The 17126-nt window shown below is 62.0% G+C and carries 18 protein-coding genes; 10 read left to right on the top strand and 8 right to left on the bottom strand.

Annotated elements, in window-relative coordinates; genetic code table 11:
- Nucleotides 1-79 precede the first annotated feature (79 nt).
- On the bottom strand, nucleotides 80-2434 hold the full coding sequence (locus NTD80_RS16175) for a penicillin acylase family protein (RefSeq protein ID WP_262134275.1): 2355 nt from the start codon (nucleotides 2432-2434) through the stop codon (nucleotides 80-82).
- Nucleotides 2435-2605: 171 nt separating this feature from the next.
- Between NTD80_RS16175 and NTD80_RS16170 the strand changes: the two genes are divergently transcribed.
- Complete coding sequence (locus tag NTD80_RS16170; protein WP_262134273.1) at nucleotides 2606-3712, top strand: GNAT family N-acetyltransferase; 1107 nt, start codon at nucleotides 2606-2608, stop codon at nucleotides 3710-3712.
- Nucleotides 3709-4587: a hypothetical protein gene (locus tag NTD80_RS16165; RefSeq protein ID WP_262134272.1), complete on the top strand. Its 879-nt coding sequence runs from the start codon at nucleotides 3709-3711 to the stop codon at nucleotides 4585-4587. Before NTD80_RS16170 ends, NTD80_RS16165 begins: the two co-directional genes overlap by 4 nt.
- Here NTD80_RS16165 and NTD80_RS16160 read toward each other — a convergent pair.
- The 4 genes from NTD80_RS16160 to NTD80_RS16145 all read right to left on the bottom strand — a co-directional run bounded on the left by NTD80_RS16160 (nucleotide 4565) and on the right by NTD80_RS16145 (nucleotide 7223).
- Nucleotides 4565-5788, bottom strand: a complete 1224-nt coding sequence (locus NTD80_RS16160) for a DegT/DnrJ/EryC1/StrS family aminotransferase (RefSeq protein ID WP_262134271.1) — start codon at nucleotides 5786-5788, stop codon at nucleotides 4565-4567. The genes NTD80_RS16165 and NTD80_RS16160 overlap by 23 nt on opposite strands.
- The gene (locus NTD80_RS16155) at nucleotides 5785-6198 is read right to left on the bottom strand and encodes a DMT family transporter (protein ID WP_262134270.1); all 414 of its coding nucleotides are present in this window, start codon (nucleotides 6196-6198) and stop codon (nucleotides 5785-5787) included. Before NTD80_RS16155 ends, NTD80_RS16160 begins: the two co-directional genes overlap by 4 nt.
- Nucleotides 6198-6554, bottom strand: coding sequence for an EamA family transporter (locus NTD80_RS16150; protein ID WP_065902270.1), 357 nt, complete (start codon nucleotides 6552-6554; stop codon nucleotides 6198-6200). The genes NTD80_RS16155 and NTD80_RS16150 overlap by 1 nt, the downstream gene beginning before the upstream one ends.
- A 90-nt stretch (nucleotides 6555-6644) precedes the next feature.
- Complete coding sequence (locus NTD80_RS16145) at nucleotides 6645-7223, bottom strand: DUF6436 domain-containing protein (protein ID WP_201146087.1); 579 nt, start codon at nucleotides 7221-7223, stop codon at nucleotides 6645-6647.
- A 99-nt stretch (nucleotides 7224-7322) separates the two neighbouring features.
- On the opposite strand from NTD80_RS16145, the gene NTD80_RS16140 reads away from it, so the two are divergent.
- Nucleotides 7323-8264 (top strand): alpha/beta hydrolase, encoded by a 942-nt coding sequence (locus NTD80_RS16140; RefSeq protein WP_262134269.1) that lies wholly within the window; start codon nucleotides 7323-7325, stop codon nucleotides 8262-8264.
- 19 nt (nucleotides 8265-8283) lie between these two features.
- On the opposite strand, the gene NTD80_RS16135 is transcribed toward NTD80_RS16140, so the two are convergent.
- The gene (locus tag NTD80_RS16135; RefSeq protein ID WP_065902266.1) at nucleotides 8284-9036 is read right to left on the bottom strand and encodes a DUF2059 domain-containing protein; all 753 of its coding nucleotides are present in this window, start codon (nucleotides 9034-9036) and stop codon (nucleotides 8284-8286) included.
- Between the two features lie 131 nt (nucleotides 9037-9167).
- On the opposite strand from NTD80_RS16135, the gene NTD80_RS16130 reads away from it, so the two are divergent.
- Nucleotides 9168-9800 carry a 2OG-Fe(II) oxygenase gene (locus tag NTD80_RS16130; RefSeq protein ID WP_262134276.1) on the top strand — a complete coding sequence of 211 codons (633 nt, stop codon included), beginning with the start codon at nucleotides 9168-9170 and terminating at the stop codon, nucleotides 9798-9800.
- Between the two features lie 2 nt (nucleotides 9801-9802).
- Complete coding sequence (locus NTD80_RS16125) at nucleotides 9803-10285, top strand: DUF523 domain-containing protein (RefSeq protein ID WP_065902264.1); 483 nt, start codon at nucleotides 9803-9805, stop codon at nucleotides 10283-10285.
- 71 nt (nucleotides 10286-10356) lie between these two features.
- On the opposite strand, the gene NTD80_RS16120 is transcribed toward NTD80_RS16125, so the two are convergent.
- Nucleotides 10357-10833, bottom strand: a complete 477-nt coding sequence (locus NTD80_RS16120; RefSeq protein WP_065902263.1) for a transporter substrate-binding domain-containing protein — start codon at nucleotides 10831-10833, stop codon at nucleotides 10357-10359.
- 134 nt (nucleotides 10834-10967) lie between these two features.
- Here NTD80_RS16120 and NTD80_RS16115 point away from each other — a divergent pair, with 134 nt between their 5' ends.
- Nucleotides 10968-11408, top strand: coding sequence for a DUF4399 domain-containing protein (locus tag NTD80_RS16115; RefSeq protein WP_065902261.1), 441 nt, complete (start codon nucleotides 10968-10970; stop codon nucleotides 11406-11408).
- Between the two features lie 68 nt (nucleotides 11409-11476).
- On the opposite strand, the gene serA is transcribed toward NTD80_RS16115, so the two are convergent.
- The gene (serA, locus tag NTD80_RS16110) at nucleotides 11477-12706 is read right to left on the bottom strand and encodes a phosphoglycerate dehydrogenase (RefSeq protein WP_065902258.1); all 1230 of its coding nucleotides are present in this window, start codon (nucleotides 12704-12706) and stop codon (nucleotides 11477-11479) included.
- Nucleotides 12707-12911: 205 nt separating this feature from the next.
- On the opposite strand from serA, the gene NTD80_RS16105 reads away from it, so the two are divergent.
- The 4 genes from NTD80_RS16105 to NTD80_RS16090 all read left to right on the top strand — a co-directional run bounded on the left by NTD80_RS16105 (nucleotide 12912) and on the right by NTD80_RS16090 (nucleotide 17099).
- Nucleotides 12912-14306, top strand: coding sequence for an FAD-binding oxidoreductase (locus tag NTD80_RS16105; RefSeq protein ID WP_065902256.1), 1395 nt, complete (start codon nucleotides 12912-12914; stop codon nucleotides 14304-14306).
- Between the two features lie 21 nt (nucleotides 14307-14327).
- Nucleotides 14328-14993 carry a fumarylacetoacetate hydrolase family protein gene (locus NTD80_RS16100; protein WP_065902254.1) on the top strand — a complete coding sequence of 222 codons (666 nt, stop codon included), beginning with the start codon at nucleotides 14328-14330 and terminating at the stop codon, nucleotides 14991-14993.
- Nucleotides 14994-15137: 144 nt separating this feature from the next.
- On the top strand, nucleotides 15138-16064 hold the full coding sequence (locus NTD80_RS16095; protein WP_262134268.1) for an SdiA-regulated domain-containing protein: 927 nt from the start codon (nucleotides 15138-15140) through the stop codon (nucleotides 16062-16064).
- A gap of 120 nt (nucleotides 16065-16184) precedes the next feature.
- Complete coding sequence (locus NTD80_RS16090) at nucleotides 16185-17099, top strand: SdiA-regulated domain-containing protein (protein WP_065902246.1); 915 nt, start codon at nucleotides 16185-16187, stop codon at nucleotides 17097-17099.
- Nucleotides 17100-17126 lie beyond the last annotated feature (27 nt).

Below are 17126 nucleotides of genomic sequence, written 5' to 3'. Positions count from 1 at the left end.
GCCGTAACGGCCACCGCGGGCCTGCGCGGAACCCGGGGCCCCCCCCCCCCCCCCACCCCAGCTCCCACAGTGATCGCGGTTATCTGGCTGGGAGCAGCTTCAACGTGCCGCGCGTATTCGCGGTGACTTCCTCGTCACTGAAATGCGCCTGCTCGTAGCCCCCTTCGATGTAGGTTTCTGCCTGGTCGCCGTAGTGCTTGTCGAACGGCACGCCGCTTTGCCCGACCGGGTTGATGGTGAGTGCGTGGGCCACGTCGGCGAAGTCGATCAGGCGACGGGTCGACGGGCCGTACGTGACTGGCCACGGCGCCGGGCCGATGTTCGCCGACTGGTTGTTCGGCACTTCGTGGGTGCCGGGTGCCGGGAAGGGGCCGACGTTGACGATCAGGTCCAACGGCTTCTGCGAGCCCAGCGGGTGGCCATGGGTGAGGGTGTGCGCCTTGCCCCACTGCCACTGGCTCGGGTCATCGCCGAAGGTCGCCTTGAGGTGCGCGAGGCTGTTGTCCCAGGCGAGCTTGACCGTGTCGGCGCGCTTGCCGTCCCACCATGGCGAGTCGGCACTGGCCGCGAGGCGAGGCAAGGCGGCGTCGATCACACGGGTGCCGAGCAGGGTCTTGAACATGCCATCGCCCAGTTTCGGGTGGAAGGTAGCGTCGGCGAGGTTGAACAGGAACTGGTTGAACAGGGTGGCGCTGGTGGAGTCCAGCGGGTAATCGCCTTTCCACGTGGCCAGTTGCTCCACCAGTTTCAGCTGCGCCGGGTCCTTGACCACTTCACGTAGCACCGGCAGCAGCGGTGCCAGCAGGCGTGGGCCGAAGGCGGTGGTGGTGCCGAGCTGCAACGCCTGGCTGTTGTTCACGTCCCACTTCACGCTCTTGTCGCTCAACTGCGTGTTCAACTGCTGGCCACGGTCGGCGAGGTTGTAATAACCGGCGATCTCCATGCCGGTGGGCGTTACCGGCTGAGCGTTGGCGGACACCACATAACCGCGCGCCGGGTTTTCTTCCTGGGGGTTGGCGCTGAAGGGGTAGAACCCCAGCTTGTCGGCCTGTGCCGTGCTGCCGTCGAGGATAAACCCAGGATTGACCCCGGCCGGGCGAATCGGCAACTGCGCCGCCGCCCACCAGCCGATATCACCCTTGGCATTTGCCCACACGATATTCAGCCCCGGCGCCGAGACCTTGGCCGCCGCCGCGCGCGCCTTGGCCAGGGTGTCGGCGCGGTTGAGCTGATAGAAGCCTTCGAGGATCGGGTTCTGGGTATCGAGGAACGCCCACCACATGGCGATCGGCGTGTTGCCGCCGTTCTCGCCAAGCACGTCATTGATGATCGGCCCATGGGGCGACTGGCGCAGCGTCAGTGTCACGGGCGCCTGGCCCTTCACCGCGATTTGTTGCTCACTGTGGGTCATGTCGACCCACTGGCCGTGGTACCAGACCTGGTTGGCGTTGTCCGGGTTGACCTTCTCGGCGATCAGGTCGAGGTCATCGTTCTGGAACATGGTCAGGCTCCAGCCGAAGTCCAGGTTGTGCCCCAGGAAGGCCACCGGCACCAGCGCGTTGTGATAACCGTACAACTCGAAGCCCGGCGCGGAGAGTTGCGCCTCGTACCACACCGACGGCACCGAGAAGCGGATATGCGGGTCACCCGCCAGCAACGGTTTGCCGCTCTTGGTGCGGCTGCCGCTGATGGCCCAGGCGTTGCTGCCTTCGAACTGCGGCAGGCCGTTGTCCGCCAGGGCCTGCTCGCTCAGGGAGGCGAGGGCGCCGAGGGTCTTCCAGTCGTTGTCGGCCAGGTTGAGTGCACCCTTGGGTTGCCAGTCCAGGTCGAAGACCTTGAGGTAGTCGCTGCCCAACTGGTCGCGTACGTAAGTCAGCAAGGGCTCGGTACGAAAGGCCGCGGCAAAGCTGTAGGCCATGTACCCGGCGACGCTGATGGTGTCTTCCGCTGTGAACGGCCGCTTGGGGATGCCCAGCACGTCGAATTCCATCGGACTGGCGTGGCTGTCCTGATACTGGTTGATGCCGTCCAGATAGGCTTGCAGTGCCTTCCAGTGCGCCGACTCATGGTCCAGCTGCGCCACGTAGGTGGCAGCACGGTCGCGAATGCGCAGGCTGCGAAACAGCTTGTCGGTCTCCAGCACCTTGGGGCCGAGCACCTCGGCCAGCTCGCCGCGCGCCAGGCGCCGCATGATTTCCATCTGGAACAGACGGTCCTGGGCATGCACGTAGCCGAGGGCGCGGTACAGGTCGCTCTCGTTCTCGGCGCGAATGTGTGGCACGCCACGGTCGTCGTAGCGCACGGTGACCGTGCCTTGCAGGTTCGCCAGTGTTTCGGTGCCCTGGCGGGTCGGCTGCTTGCTGTAGACATACCAGCCGGCGCCGGCCAGGAGGGCGGCAATCAGGATAGCGAGCACGGTCAGGCTACGTTTCATGGACGGTCCTTGAGTCATTCACCTTGAAGGTCAAGGGAGTCTAATCGGTTTGGTGGACACTGCGGGAAATGCTGGTATTGCATCTTGATGCGTCTCGCCGACAGCCGAGGTTCAAGTGGGGAACACCCCGAAGCGGCTATTATTGCACCTGTCATCTTTGAGCTTTTTGCCATGACTTGCGCCATGCAACCGATGCCCGACTCCAGCCGTCCCCAGGTTGCCTACGCGTGCAGCCTGGAAGCGCAGTCACTGATCGGGCGCTTTTTGCAGCACCCGCCGGTGGGCTTTGATGCACGGCTATCTGACCAGGGCCTGCCCTATTTCTTTACCCCGTTCGACCTGTTGACCACCGCCGACGATGCGTTCGTCAAGCGTGTGCGCGGTTGGCCCGGCTATCGCTTCTGGAACCGCTGGCTGCGAATCGACAGCTGCTTCGTGGGCACCACCGTCAGTGAATACTCACCGCTGCCCCAGGGGGTGGCGCCCGAGGACCTCGCGCAGTGGCTGCAACATGAGTGTGCGCCGCAGCGCAAACTCACCATCGTCAAAGACGTGCCGTGCAACTCCCCACTGCTCAGCGAGGCGGACAACCGCTACGCGCAAGCGCTGATCGATGACTGCACCCGACGCGGCTTTATCTGCCTCGAGGGCCAGGCGCTGGCGTATGTGCCGATCAACTTCACCACGATTGATGAGTACCTGGCGCGTTTGTCCCACAGCCGGCGTCGCAATATCCGACGCAAGCTGCGCAGTCGTGAGGCGTTGCGCGTGGAGATCCTCGACACCGGCGATGCGCGCTTCAACGATGAAGCCTGGCTGGCGCATTTGTATGGGCTGTACCGGGCGGTGTACGACCAGAGCGAGATCCATTTCGACCTGCTCACCCCTGAGTTCTTCAGCAGCCTGCTGAAGGACGCCGACAGCATCGGGCGCGTTTTCTGCTATTGGCACTGCGATGAACTGATCGGCTACAACCTGTGCTACGTGGAGGGCGACAAGCTGCTCGACAAGTACATTGGCCTCAACTATCCGCAGGCGCTGGAGTTCAACCTGTACTTCGTCAGCTGGTTCGTGAACCTGGAGTACGCCGTGGCCAATGGCCTGAAGTTTTATGTGGCGGGCTGGACCGACCCGCAGGTCAAGGCCAGCCTCGGCGCGGACTTCACCTTGACCCGCCACCTGGTGTGGATACGCAACCCACTGTTGCGCACGCTCGGCAAGCGATTGCGCCATCACTTTGAAGGCGAGGGGCAGTGGCACCAGGAGAAAACCGAATGAACCTGGACCGAGCCCCGCTGATTCTGGACTTCGATGGCGCCGTCAGTGATATTCCCGGCGCGATCACCCTGGCGCTGCAGGACTGGCAGGAAAAGATCCGTTTTGGCTGTCGCTGGGCGCAATTCAATGCGCTGGAAACGGCCTTGGGCGCGCAGATGCCCAGCGATTACGGCTGTGTGTTCACCGGCAGCGGCGACTATCACCACCTCAGCCAACTGTTGCTGAACCGCCTGCCGACGCAGCAGAAATTCCAGCTGATCATTTGTGACAATCACCCGGACAACATGCGCTACCCATTCGGTATCCACTGCGGCTCATGGGTCTACTGGGCCAGCCGTTTGCCCCAGGTCGAGCATGTGCATGTACTCGGCATTGGCTCGCAGGACATCGGCCTGGGCCATGCCTGGGAAAATCACTGGTCGCCGCTGCTCAAGCGCAAGTTGACCTACTGGAACGTCAACGTCGATACCCGTTGGATGAACTGGATCGGCGCCGGTCGCAGCAATCGCGCCTTCGGCAATCCGGATGAGCTGATGTGTGCGTTCCTGGCGCAGTTTGACCGCTCGCTGCCGGTGTACCTGTCCATCGATAAAGACGTGCTGAGCCCGCAGGTGGTGAACACCAACTGGGACCAGGGTGAGTTTCTGGAGCACCATTTGACCGACCTGATCAGCGCCTGCCAGGGCCAGGTCATCGGCGCAGACATCACCGGCGATGTGTCGGCCTACCACTATGAAAGCCGATTCAAGCGCTGGCTGAGTGCGTCCGACGGCCAGGAATCCTTGCCTGAGGCGCAGGTGCAGATCTGGCAACAGCAGCAGAACGCGCTGAACAGTCGCCTGGTGGCGCACATCAATCAGGCCTGGCGACGATAACCTTGAGTTGGTCGACTATCTGCTCGAACAACGCATCGCTCAGCCAATGGCTGTTGCTGATCGACAGCGTGCGGGCAGCGAAGGCCTGTGCTCGAGTGATATCGCCACCCGGCTGCAACAGCGGCAGTACCTCGGCGTAGCCCGGCAAGGTGTGGATAAACAGGCGGGTCACGCCCAAGCCTGAGGTCCACAGCCGGGCCATGGCCGCATCGCGGGCGTCTGCAGAGGGCATCACCACCATCAGGAACGGCCAGGTGCCTTGCTGCCCTGGCCTGTCCATGATCACCGTGACGCCGGGCAAGGCGTTCAAGCACGCTGCACGGCGCAAAGCGCGGGCGCGGCCTTGTTGCAGGTGGTCCGGCAAGCGAGCCAGTGCCGCCGCGCCGACCTTCTGGCGATAGCCGCCCAGGCGGTGCAGCGGGATGTCGTAGACCGAAAAGTCATCGCCGACTGCGGCCACTTCATCCCCATTGGCCAGCGCCTTGCGCAACGCGTTGCCATACACGTAATGCAGGCCGCGTGGTTGATAGAGCAGGGCGTAGCCCCACAGTTCAGCGCTGCGTTGCAGCTCCCAGCGCAGGCTGAAGGGCAGGTCCTGCCGGCAGTGGCGGTGCAGCGCCTGATGCAGCACCGGGTCGCGACTGAACAGCACGCCGCCTTCGGCGGTGGTCAGCCCCTTGCCCAGCGCCATGCTGAAAAACCCCACATCGCCCTTGAGCCCGACGCTGCGGCCATCGTCGAGTGCGCCCATGGCTTGCGCGGCGTCTTCAATGATCGCCGCGCCGACCGCGCCGGCAATGCGTTTGGCCGCGTCGACATCCGCCACGCGCCCGGCCAGGTGGGTGACCACCACGGCCAAGGTGCTTTCATCGCACAGCTGTGCCAGTTGCCGCTCGTCCAGGTCGATGCTGTCGGGCTGCAAATCACAGGGTACGACGCGCAGCGGCGGGCAGTAGTGCGCGGCCAACGCCACCAGCGGGCAGGTGTAGGCCGGCACGATGAGCCGGGTGCGGCCGGGCATGCGTTGCTGCAAGACGCGCAGGGCGATAATCAATGCTGCGGTGCCGGAGCAGGTCAGTGCGGGGAGTGGCAGCGAAAATTGACGGGCCAGCGCCGGGGCCAGGTCGCCCGAGAGGTTGAGCAAATCCCGCCAGCGCAAGGGCAGGCCTGCGGTGGGTGGGATTTCCCGCCGGCGGGTCATGAGGCGGGGGCCTGCGACGGCTCGACCTCGACCTGTTGACTGTCTTTGCCTTCGCTACGCGCCAGGCACAGGATCCCGGCAATAATCAGCGCGCCACCGACGATTTTCGGCAGGGTCAGGGTGTCGTCGAACAGCCACACGGAGATCAGCGTGACACTGATCAGCTCCAGGTGAGACGCCGCGAACGCCGGGCCCACCGGCGCGTACTTGAGCAAGGTCATCCAGGTGAAGAACGCGCCGATGTAGCCGACGAAAGCGCCGTAGATCCACGGTGCGCCAAACACGCGCACCAGCCATGCGGCGTCCATCGTCAGCGGCTCGGCGTGCACCGAGGCGAATTTGAAGCTCACCTGCGCCAATGTGTCGAAAACGATCAGCGCGAGGAAACCGAGGATATAGAAGCGCTTCATCATTCAAACCCCACGACGGTCACGCCACAGGCGATCAGCATGATGCCGATCAACCGCCATTTGCTCAGGCTCTCCTTGAACAGGAAACGGCCGGCAATCATGATCACGACGATGTTGATCGAGCCCAGCATCACCCCGACCGACAACGGCACCAGCGTCAGGAACGCCAGCCACAATACGAATTCGAAGACGTAGCAGATCACGCCCAGCCAGATCCACGGGCGCTTGAGCATGTGTTTCCAGTGGGCGATACCGTCATGCTCGGCACTGGCCGACGCGGCGGCCTTGAAGGCCAGCTGGCCGGAGGTGTCGACGATAACGTTCAGCATCCAGAGGATGATGGTTAACTGGCTCATGTATTCCTACGCTTACACTCTCTGCGAAAACGTACGATACAGCAGCCGGTTGACCGGATGATTGGAGTTTGCCCGTTGAACAGCCTGCGTTCAGTTTGGCGCCTTGCTCCACGCGCAATAGCAGCCCACCGCCAGGGTGTGCGTGGCATTCACTTCACGTCCGCTGTCCAGGGCCTTCAGGATCGGCTCGATGAAGCTGTTGCTCGAATTGCACGTGAGACCCTCGCTGTAGGGGCCGAAATACGCAAGCTTGCCGGTGCGATCCCAAATGCCCACCGCAGGGCTGGCCGGTACTTGGTCGGCACCGGGCAGGGCGGTCAGGGTTTTCATCTTGCGCAGGTTGTCGGGCAACCGGCCGTGGCTGCCAGGTTTTTGCAGGGCATAGAATTCCACGCCCTGGGGCGCGTACTGCTCGATCAATTCGCCCAGGTGCTGCTGGTTGCCGACGTTGCAGGGGCAGGCCGGGTCCCAGAAGTGCACCAGGCGGATCGGGCCCGTGCCGGCGAGTTCGGCGGGCAGGCGCAGGGCGTCGCCGGAGAACACCGCCGTGTGTTCGCTGAACGCGCGCAGGTAGCGGCCCTGGAACCAGTCATAGGCCGCCCACAGCACACCGGCGCAGATGATCAGGATCAGGCTGGCGAACAGGGCGGTACGGTAAGGCTGTCGCATTCAGATCTATCCTCGCAGGTCGCGTAGCTTGCCATGCTTGTCCTGACAGATGAATATCGCAGCTCGATATTCATCTTCGCCGTCAGTCTGGAACCCTTTATGCCCGTTACCTTTGACCCTGATCATCTGCGCGAAAGCTTGCGGCCCCTGGTGGATGCGCAACCGCTCAGCGCCGAGGCGCGGGTCTACCAGCGCTTCTACGGCCTGGACCTGGCGGCGCGCAACGTGCCGGCGGTAAGCCGGCTGGGACGTTTCGAGGTCGATGGGTTTGCGGTGGTCGCGCAGGTGTGGTGGCCGCCGCAGCCGGTGGCGACGATGTTCATGTTCCACGGGTTCTACGACCATATGGGCCTGTATCGCCATGTGGTGGAGTGGGCGTTGGACCAAGGCTTTGTGGTGATCGCCTGCGACTTGCCGGGCCATGGGTTATCCAGTGGCGCGCGCGCCAGCATCGATGATTTCGCCGTGTACCAGCACGTGGTGCAGGCGCTGTTCGAGCAGGCCCGGGCGCTGCAGTTGCCGCAACCCTGGCACTTGTTCGGGCAAAGCACCGGCGGCGCGGTGGTGGTCGATCACCTGCTCAACCACGGCGCCGACAGCCCGGCACAGGGCAAGACCTTCCTGCTGTCACCGCTGGTGCGGCCGCGTGCGTGGGGTTGGTCGCAGGTCAGCTATTACCTGCTGCGCCCGTTCGTCAAAGGCATTGCGCGGCGCTTCAGCGACAACACCCATGACCCGGCCTTCAAGCCCTTCCTGGAAGCCGATCCGCTGCAACCCCGCCAACTGCCCACCGCGTGGGTGGGCGCCCTGGCGCGCTGGATCAAGCGCATCGAAGCCGCGCCGCGCAGCCCACGGCGACCGGTTATTGTGCAGGGTGAGGAAGACATGACGGTGGACTGGCAGCACAACTTGCAGGTGCTGCGCGGCAAGTTCGACCAGCCCGAGGTATTGATGCTGGCGCGTGGCAGGCATCACCTGGCGAACGAGATTCCCGAGATTCGCCAGGAGTACTTCAGCTTTCTGACCCGCCACCTGAGCTGACGCCGGCTCCTACAGAGGGTCAGGGGGCCAGGCTGGAAGTGCTTTGGCCGACCGCCAGGCCTGCGCGAATAGCTGCCAGGGCGGCCTGATAATACGCCTTGCCCTGCGGCGATTCGGCAAAGGTGGCGAATTCTTCGAGTTCAGGGTCGGACAAGTCCCGGTAGACGTACAGCAACGTATTGTTCAAGTCATTGCCGATCTGTTGCATCAGCCGCTCGCGCTGGCCGTTCAACATGCCCTGGGCCTGACCACCGCCCAGCAGGCCGGGGATCATCTGGCTCAGGCTGTCGGCGGCGACGCCGGCGATGGCCAGGCTGACTTCCGCACCGGCCTCACGTGCCGGCAGGGCTTGCGCCAGGTGGCCGATGATCAGGCTGCGAGTGGCGTCGGCTTCGATGTGCGGCAGGCCCTGGGCGTTTTTGGCCAACTGGTCGCGGCGGGTCGCGAGCAACTCGGCGGCGACGATCTTGCGGCCCAGCGGCGATTGGAAAAACGCCAGGGCAGGCGCAGGGTCGGCGAGGTTTTTGCGCAATTGCGCCTCGGCACGCTGGTCCATGGCCTGGGCGGCAAAGCGTTTATTGCTGTTGTCGACCAGCGCCTGGTACACCGCCGGCGGCAGGCTATTGCGGTAGCGTTGCTGGGCGGCACTGAGGGCGTCATTGAAATGCGCACGTTGTTCGGCCCAGCCGGCGACCTTGTACAACTGGTCATGGCCGTCTGCCCAAGCGGGCAAAACGCAGAACATCAGCAAGGAAAAAAACAAACGACGCATATGGACTCCTGTCAGTCGGCCACTATTGTCCGTGTCGGGCGTAGGATTTGTCGAGAAATCCTATCGGTCACCTGACTAAAGTGTGTTCAGACGCTCGGCGGCTCTGTCGGATTCCCAGGCGTATGGATACTATGCGCGCCATGCAAATACCCCTCGATCACCCCCTGCTGCAACGCATCGTTGATGACCTGGCCGAAAAAGGCTGGTCGCAGCAGAACGGCTTCCTGCCCCAGGCTCTGACCCTGGAACTGGCGGCTGAGTGCCGTAAACGTGCGGCCGAAGGTGAATTGGCCCCGGCGGCAGTCGGTCGCGGGCCGACCCAGGAGATTCGCGAGGGCATTCGCGGCGACCATATCCAGTGGCTGGAGGAGGGCGACGCGGCGGTCTGCGACAGCTATATGGCGGTGATGGACAGCCTGCGCCTTGCGATGAACCGTGGTTTGTTCCTCGGCCTTGAGGATTTCGAAAGCCACTTCGCGATGTACCCGCCGGGGGCGTTTTACCTCAAGCACCTCGACCGTTTCCGCGACGACGACCGACGCATGGTCTCGGCGGTGATCTACCTGAACGACGCCTGGCTGCCCGAGCACGGTGGCCAGTTACGCATGTACCTCAAGGACGGCGTCGAATACGATGTGGTGCCCACCGGCGGTTGCCTGGTGGTGTTCCTGTCGGGCGAGGTGCCCCACGAAGTCATGCCCGCCACGCGCGAACGCCTGTCCCTCACCGGCTGGTTTCGCCGGCGGGGCAACGAGCCGTTTTAATCATGCACAAGATTCTGATCAGTCGCTGCCTGCTTGGCCACAAGGTGCGCTATGACGGCGGGGCCAGCGGGCCGTTCGACCAACTGGCGGCATGGCAGGCCGAAGGCCGTGTGGTTGCGATCTGCCCCGAGGTCTCGGGTGGCCTGCCCACGCCGCGCCCGGCGGCCGAGATTGCGGGTGGGCAGGGCGTCGATGTGTGGGAAGGGCGCGCCCAGGTGCTGACAGCCGAGGGCGAGGACTTCAGCGCCGCCTTCCTCGACGGCGCCCGCCAGGCCCTGGCGCTGGTGCAGCGCCACAACATCCGCATCGCCATCCTCAAGGCCAATAGCCCATCCTGCGGCAACCTGCTGACCTACGACGGCAGCTTTACCGGCGTGAAAGTCAGCGGCGAAGGCGTGACCGCGGCGCTGCTCAGGCAGCATGGAGTGCAGGTGTTCAGTGAGTTGGAACTACCCGAAGCGGCCCAGGCGCTGAATCACCTGTAGGACCCGGCTTGCCGGCGACCGCTGTGAATCAGCTGCAGATGAGGTGACTGCTATCGCCAGCAAGCCGGCTCCTACAATTGGGGTTCCAGCCACTTCTGGGTCAGCGCATTCAATCGGCCATCGGCCTTCACGCGCTGCAACGCCTTGTCCAGGCTCGCCTTGAACGCCGGGTTGCCCTTCTGGAAGGGAATCGCCAGTTGCGGCTTTTCGAGGTAAGCCTCGCTGAAATCGAAACGATCCTGCAGCTCGGCAGTCATAGCGATATGGTTGATGGCCACGTCGTACTTGCCGGTTGCCACGCCTGGCAGCAGGTCGGTGTCATCGGTGGTGATGAACGAGGGGCGTACATCCATTTCCTTGGCCAATTGCTCGCCAAGTTCCACTTCGAAGCCGGTGAGTTTGTCGCCTTCCTTGAAGTTGAACGGCGGGGTGTTGGCTTCGAGCGCGATGCGCAGTTCGCCGCGATCAAACACATCATCAACCAGTTCGGCGTGAGCCAAAGGGCTCATGAGGGGAAGCAAAAGTAACAGGCCAGGCGAAAAGCGCATGGTCACTCCTAGAGATTTCGAATGTGCGAGGCGCCGTTCAGCATCGCTTTGCTATGGTGTTGAGTGCCTTGGACAGCAATTTGTCGCTAAGTTGTCATAACCGAACAGATTTCCTGGAAAAACTGGAGAAGCGAATGAAAGCCTTATTGTCCCGTGCCACCCTGGCCAGCCTGCTGCTGGGTGCTTCGATGTTGGCCACTGCTGCCGACGGTATCCCGCGCAGCGCCCCACCTGAAGGCGCCAAGGTATTTATCGTGTCGCCAAAAGACGGCGCCACCGTGGATAAAACCTTCACCGTAAAATTCGGCATGGAAGGTCTGAAACTGGCTCCGGCTACCAGCCAGGATCCAGGTACCGGCCACCACCATCTGCTGGTCGACCAGAAAGAACTGCCTGACGCCAGCGTGCCGATCCCTGCCACCGACACCGTGATTCACTACGGCAAGGCCCAGACCGAAACCGAACTGACCCTCACTCCTGGCAAGCACACGCTGCAACTCGTAGCTGGCGACAAACTGCACATGCAGTTCAACCCGACTGTAGCGTCGAAAGTCATCACGGTTAACGTCAAGTAAGATTTGTTCAGACAAAAAAATGGGAGACCCTTGCGGGTCTCCCATTTTTTTGTGCAGTGTTTGCAGCGTTAGAACAACACGCGGCTACGAATCGTGCCGTTGATGTGCTGCAGCTTCTCTTGTGCCAGGTCCGAGTACTCGGCGTCGACGTCGATCACCACGTAGCCGACCTTCTCGTTGGTCTGCAGGAACTGACCGGAGATGTTGATGCCGTTTTCCGCGAAAACCTTGTTGATCTCCATCATCACGCCAGGGATGTTCTGGTGGATGTGCAGCAGACGGTGCTTGCCAGGGTGAGCCGGCAGCGCTACTTCCGGGAAGTTGACGGAGGACACCGACGTACCGTTGTCGCTGTACTTGACCAGCTTCTCCGACACTTCCAGGCCGATGTTGGCTTGGGCTTCAGCGGTGGAACCGCCGATGTGCGGGGTCAGGATCACGTTGTCCAGGCCACGCAGCGGGCTTTCGAAGATGTCGTCGTTGGAGCGTGGCTCCACCGGGAACACGTCGATGGCGGCGCCGATCAGGTGCTTGTCCTTGATCGCGTCGGCCAGGGCGTCCAGCTCGACCACGGTGCCGCGTGCAGCGTTGATCAGGATGCCGCCTTTCTTGATGGCGCGGATTTCCTTCTCGCCGATCATCCACTGGGTCTCAGCGGTTTCCGGCACGTGCAGGGTGACGATATCGGACATGCCCAGCAGCTCGGTCAGGCTCGCCACTTGGGTGGCGTTGCCCAACGGCAGCTTGGTCAGGGTGTCGTAGAAGAACACCTGCATGCCCAGGCCTTCAGCCAGGACCGACAGTTGGGTGCCGATCGAGCCGTAACCGACGATACCCAGCTTCTTGCCGCGGATTTCGAAGGAGTTGGCTGCGCTCTTGATCCAGCCGCCACGGTGGCAGGAAGCGTTCTTCTCAGGGATACCGCGCAACAGCAGGATCGCCTCGGCCAGCACCAGTTCCGCGACGGAACGGGTGTTGGAGTACGGGGCGTTGAACACCGCGATGCCGCGCTCGCGCGCTGCATTGAGGTCGACCTGGTTGGTGCCGATGCAGAAACAGCCGACCGCCACGAGTTTCTTGGCGTGGTCGAAGATCTCTTCGGTCAGCTGAGTGCGGGAGCGAATGCCGATAAAGTGCGCGTCGGCGATCTTTTCCTTGAGCTGGGCTTCCGGCAGAGAACTGGTGATGTACTCAATGCTGGAGTACCCGGCGGCCTTCAGAACGTCGACGGCCGATGGGTGGACGCCTTCCAGAAGAAGGAACTTGATCTTGCTCTTATCGAGAGAAGTCTTGCTCATCTGCGTAAACCTGTATCCCGGAGAAAAATGGCAGGGAATCGGATCGCTTAAGCTGACCCGGACGGCAGGAAAGCCGTCACCGCAGAAACGCCCTTGGGCTCTGTCCTGCGGGGGCGGTATGCTAGCATACGCGCCCCGCTAAACACTCATTCCTGCGACGTGAAGCGTTCTCAGGATGACCATGAATTGTTCGAGAGTTCTGTCGATGACCCATCCTGCCCTGATTGATGAGCTAAAGACCCTGGTTGAGCCCGGCAAAGTGCTGACCGATGCCGACTCCCTCGAGGCTTACGGCAAGGATTGGACCAAGCACTTCGCCCCTGCGCCGACCGCCATCGTGTTCCCCAAGACCATCGAGCAGGTGCAGGCTATCGTTCGTTGGGCCAACGCACACAAGGTCGCGCTGGTGCCGTCCGGTGGTCGTACCGGACTGTCCGCCGCTGCCGTGGCGGCGAATGGCGAGGTGGTGGTGTCGTTCGACTACATGAACCAGATCCTCGACCTCAACCTCACCGACCGCACCGCCGTGTGCCAGCCGGGCGTGGTCACCAAGCAATTGCAGAACGCCGCCGAAGAGAAAGGCCTGTACTACCCGGTGGACTTCGCGTCGTCCGGTTCCAGCCAGATTGGCGGCAATATCGGCACCAATGCCGGCGGGATCAAGGTCATTCGCTACGGCATGACCCGTAACTGGGTGGCCGGCATGAAAGTCGTCACCGGCAAGGGCGACGTACTGGAGCTGAACCGCGACCTGATCAAGAACGCCACCGGCTACGACATGCGCCAGCTGTTCATCGGCGCCGAAGGCACCCTGGGCTTTGTGGTCGAAGCCACCATGCGCCTGGACCGGGCGCCGAAAAACCTCACCGCCATGGTGCTCGGTACTACCGATTTCGACTCGATCATGCCGGTGCTGCATGCGTTCCAGAGCAAGCTGGACCTGACGGCCTTCGAATTCTTCTCCGACAAGGCCCTGGCCAAGGTCATGGGGCGTGGCGACGTGCCGGCGCCGTTCGACACCGAGTGCCCGTTCTACGCGTTGCTGGAATTTGAAGCCACCACCGAAGAAGTCGCCAATCATGCGCTGGAAACCTTCGAGCATTGCGTCGAGCAGGGCTGGGTGCTGGACGGCGTGATGAGCCAGAGCGAAACCCAGCTGCACAACCTGTGGAAGCTGCGCGAGTACATCTCCGAGACGATCTCGCACTGGACCCCATACAAGAACGATATCTCGGTGACTGTCTCCAAAGTGCCGGCGTTCTTGAAGGAAATTGATGCGATCGTCGGTGAACACTACCCGGACTTCGAAATCGTCTGGTTCGGTCACATCGGCGACGGCAACCTGCACTTGAACATCCTCAAGCCGGAAAACCTCAGCAAGGATGAGTTCTTCGCCAAGTGCGCCACCGTCAACAAGTGGGTGTTCGAAACCGTCGAGAAGTACAACGGCTCGATCTCCGCCGAACATGGCGTGGGCATGACCAAGCGCGACTACCTGACCTACAGCCGTTCGCCGGTTGAAATCGAATACATGAAGGCCGTCAAGGCGGTGTTCGACCCGAACGGGATCATGAACCCCGGCAAGATCTTCGCTGTTTAATCGCCCTGAAGGAGTCGTTCCATGAGCTACCAGCACAAGTATGTCGACGGCACCAACATCCACTTTCCTGTGGGTAAAGTGGTGTGTATCGGGCGCAACTACGCCGAACATGCCAAGGAACTGGATAACCCGGTGCCGACCGAGCCGCTGCTGTTCATCAAGCCGGGCAGCTGCGTGGTGCCGCTTGAAGGCGGTTTCAGCATTCCGACCGAGCGCGGTTCGGTGCATTACGAAGCCGAAATCGCGGTGCTGATCGGCAAGCCCCTGTCGACCAAGCCCAGCCGTGAAGAAGTGCTGGACGCCATTTCCGGCTTCGCCCCGGCCCTGGACCTGACCCTGCGCGACAAGCAGGCCGAGCTGAAAGCCAAGGGCCTGCCGTGGGAAATCGCCAAGTCCTTCGACGGCGCGGCGGTGATCGCGCCGTTTGTGGTCGGCAGCACGTTCCCGGACGTCACCGATATCGGCATCCGCCTGAGCATCAATGGCGAAGTGCGCCAGGATGGCAACAGCTCGCAGATGCTCAACCCGATCATCCCGATGATCCAGCACATGGCCGGCTGCTTCTCGCTGCAGGCCGGCGACGTGATCCTCACCGGCACCCCGGCCGGCGTCGGCCCGTTGAATGTCGGTGATGAGCTGGTGCTGGAACTGACCGGCGTGAACCGCTTCGAAAGCAGCGTTCGCTAACCAGGCGCGGTCAACAATGTGGGAGCCTGAAATTCAAGTTTTTGCATTTTTTTCACACGCCATCCGGATAATCCTCAGCCTCCAGCGCGCGGGCCCGTTGATCCTGTGCTAATCCCTAAAGCTGAATTTCCGGAAAAGCGTTCAATGGCCGTGCCTCTGCCCTCTGCTACTTCCAAGCCGCGTTCTCGCTTTGCCTTGCGCTGGTATTCCTGGCTTTTCCTGGCGGGGGCGATCGTGTACGGCGTTTCCTGGGCCATGCACTGGGACGATCGCGGCCTGCTGTGGGTGCTGGAACGCTTTGAAACACTGGCCGAGCGCCAGGAGAGTGTGTGGCTGCCGGATTACCATGCGGTGATCGATGGCAAGTTGTTGCCTGGCATGGAGAAGGACGAAGCTTCGGACGTCTCCTACAACCCACAGACCAAAACCCTGTTTTCCGTGATGGGCAAGAACCCCTTCCTCGCCGAGCTGAGCCTGCAGGGCGATGTGCTGCGCAAGATGCCGCTCAATGGCTGGGACAATCCGGAAGGCGTGACAGTGATGGAAAATGGCCTGCTGGCGGTCGTCGATGAGCGCCAGCACACGCTCACCATCGTCAAGGTCGACGCGACCACCCAGCAATTGAACAAGGCCGACTTCCCGACGTACGACCTCGGCCCGTCCAAAGACCAGAACAAGGCCTTCGAAGGCATCACCTGGGACAAGCGCAACCAGCAGCTGATCCTGGGCGAAGAGCGTCCGCCGGCGTTGTTCACCTGGAAAAGCGATGGCAGCCAGACCCTGACGGGCGATAAGCAAAAGCTGGCCAGTAAAGAGTTGGACATGCGCAACCTCTCGGCCCTGGCTATCGACCCGCGTACCGGGCACTTGCTGGTGCTCTCGGCCGACTCCCACCTGTTGCTGGAGCTGGATGAAAAGGGCGAGCAAGTCAGCTTCATGACCCTGCTCGGCGGTTTCAACGGGCTGAAAAAAACCATTCCACGGGCGGAAGGGGTGACCATGGACGAGGACGGCACGTTGTACATGGTCAGTGAGCCAAATCTGTTTTATCGTTTCGAAAAACAGAAATAGCAGACAAATTACGTCGGATATTTCTCTATCAGCGGCATTCGCCAGACACCAGGGTGCGTTTAAGTTTAAATTCAGACAGGCGTGATATTCATTCGCCACTTTTGACTTTGAGCTCGCCCGATGCGCCGACTTGCCCGTCCCAAACCTCTATTCTTCGTACTCGCGCTGATCGCCCTGATCAGTGCCGGGGCCGTTGCGCAGCATTTTCGTCTGTTCGAGCGCGCCTGGTTCAACTGGCAGGCCTGGCGCCAGCCGACCGATGAGCGCTCGATCGGCCTGGCCGATTACCGGGTGGTCCTGGAAGCCCAGGTGATCGACGGGCTCGACGACGACGTCTCGGCCCTCACCTACGATCCGCTGCGCAAAAGCCTGTTTACCGTCACCAATAAAAATGCCGAGCTGATCGAGCTGTCCCTTCAAGGCAAGATTTTGCGGCGTATCCCGCTGGTGGGATTTGGCGATGCCGAGGCAGTGGAGTTTATCAGTGACAACATTTATGTCATCAGCGACGAGCGCCAGCAGCGCCTGATCAAGGTGCATGTGGATGACGACACCAAATTCCTCGACGCCGCTGATGCGGAACAGATGACCCTGGGCTTGCATGTGGGTGGCAACAAGGGCTTCGAGGGGCTGGCCTACGATTCTGTCGGCAAGCGCCTGTTCGTGGCCAAGGAGCGCGACCCGATGCTGATCTATGAGGTCCACGGCTTCCCGCATTTCAAACCGGAAAAAACCTACTCGGTGCATGTGATCAACAACCCCAAGCGTGACGCCGGGCTGTTTGTGCGCGACCTGTCGAGCCTGCAATACGACGAGCGCAGCGGTCACTTGCTGGCGCTCTCGGATGAGTCGTTCCTGGTGTTGGAGCTGGATATCGACGGTCGCCCGCTGAGCAGCCTGTCGCTGCTCAACGGGCGCCATGGCCTGAAGAAGCGGGTGCCGCAGGCCGAGGGGATCGCCATGGATGACGAGGGCACGTTGTACCTGGTCAGCGAGCCGAACCTGTTTTACGTGTTCAAGAAACCCCATCCCTGAAGTACCGCAGGACCAATGTGGGAGCGG

It is taken from the genome of Pseudomonas sp. 13B_2.1_Bac1 (assembly GCF_025466155.1).
Taxonomy (GTDB): Bacteria; Pseudomonadota; Gammaproteobacteria; order Pseudomonadales; family Pseudomonadaceae; genus Aquipseudomonas; species Aquipseudomonas aylmerensis.
The sequence above is the reverse complement of the archived record's forward strand: the minus strand, read 5'-3'. Positions and strand labels throughout refer to the sequence as shown.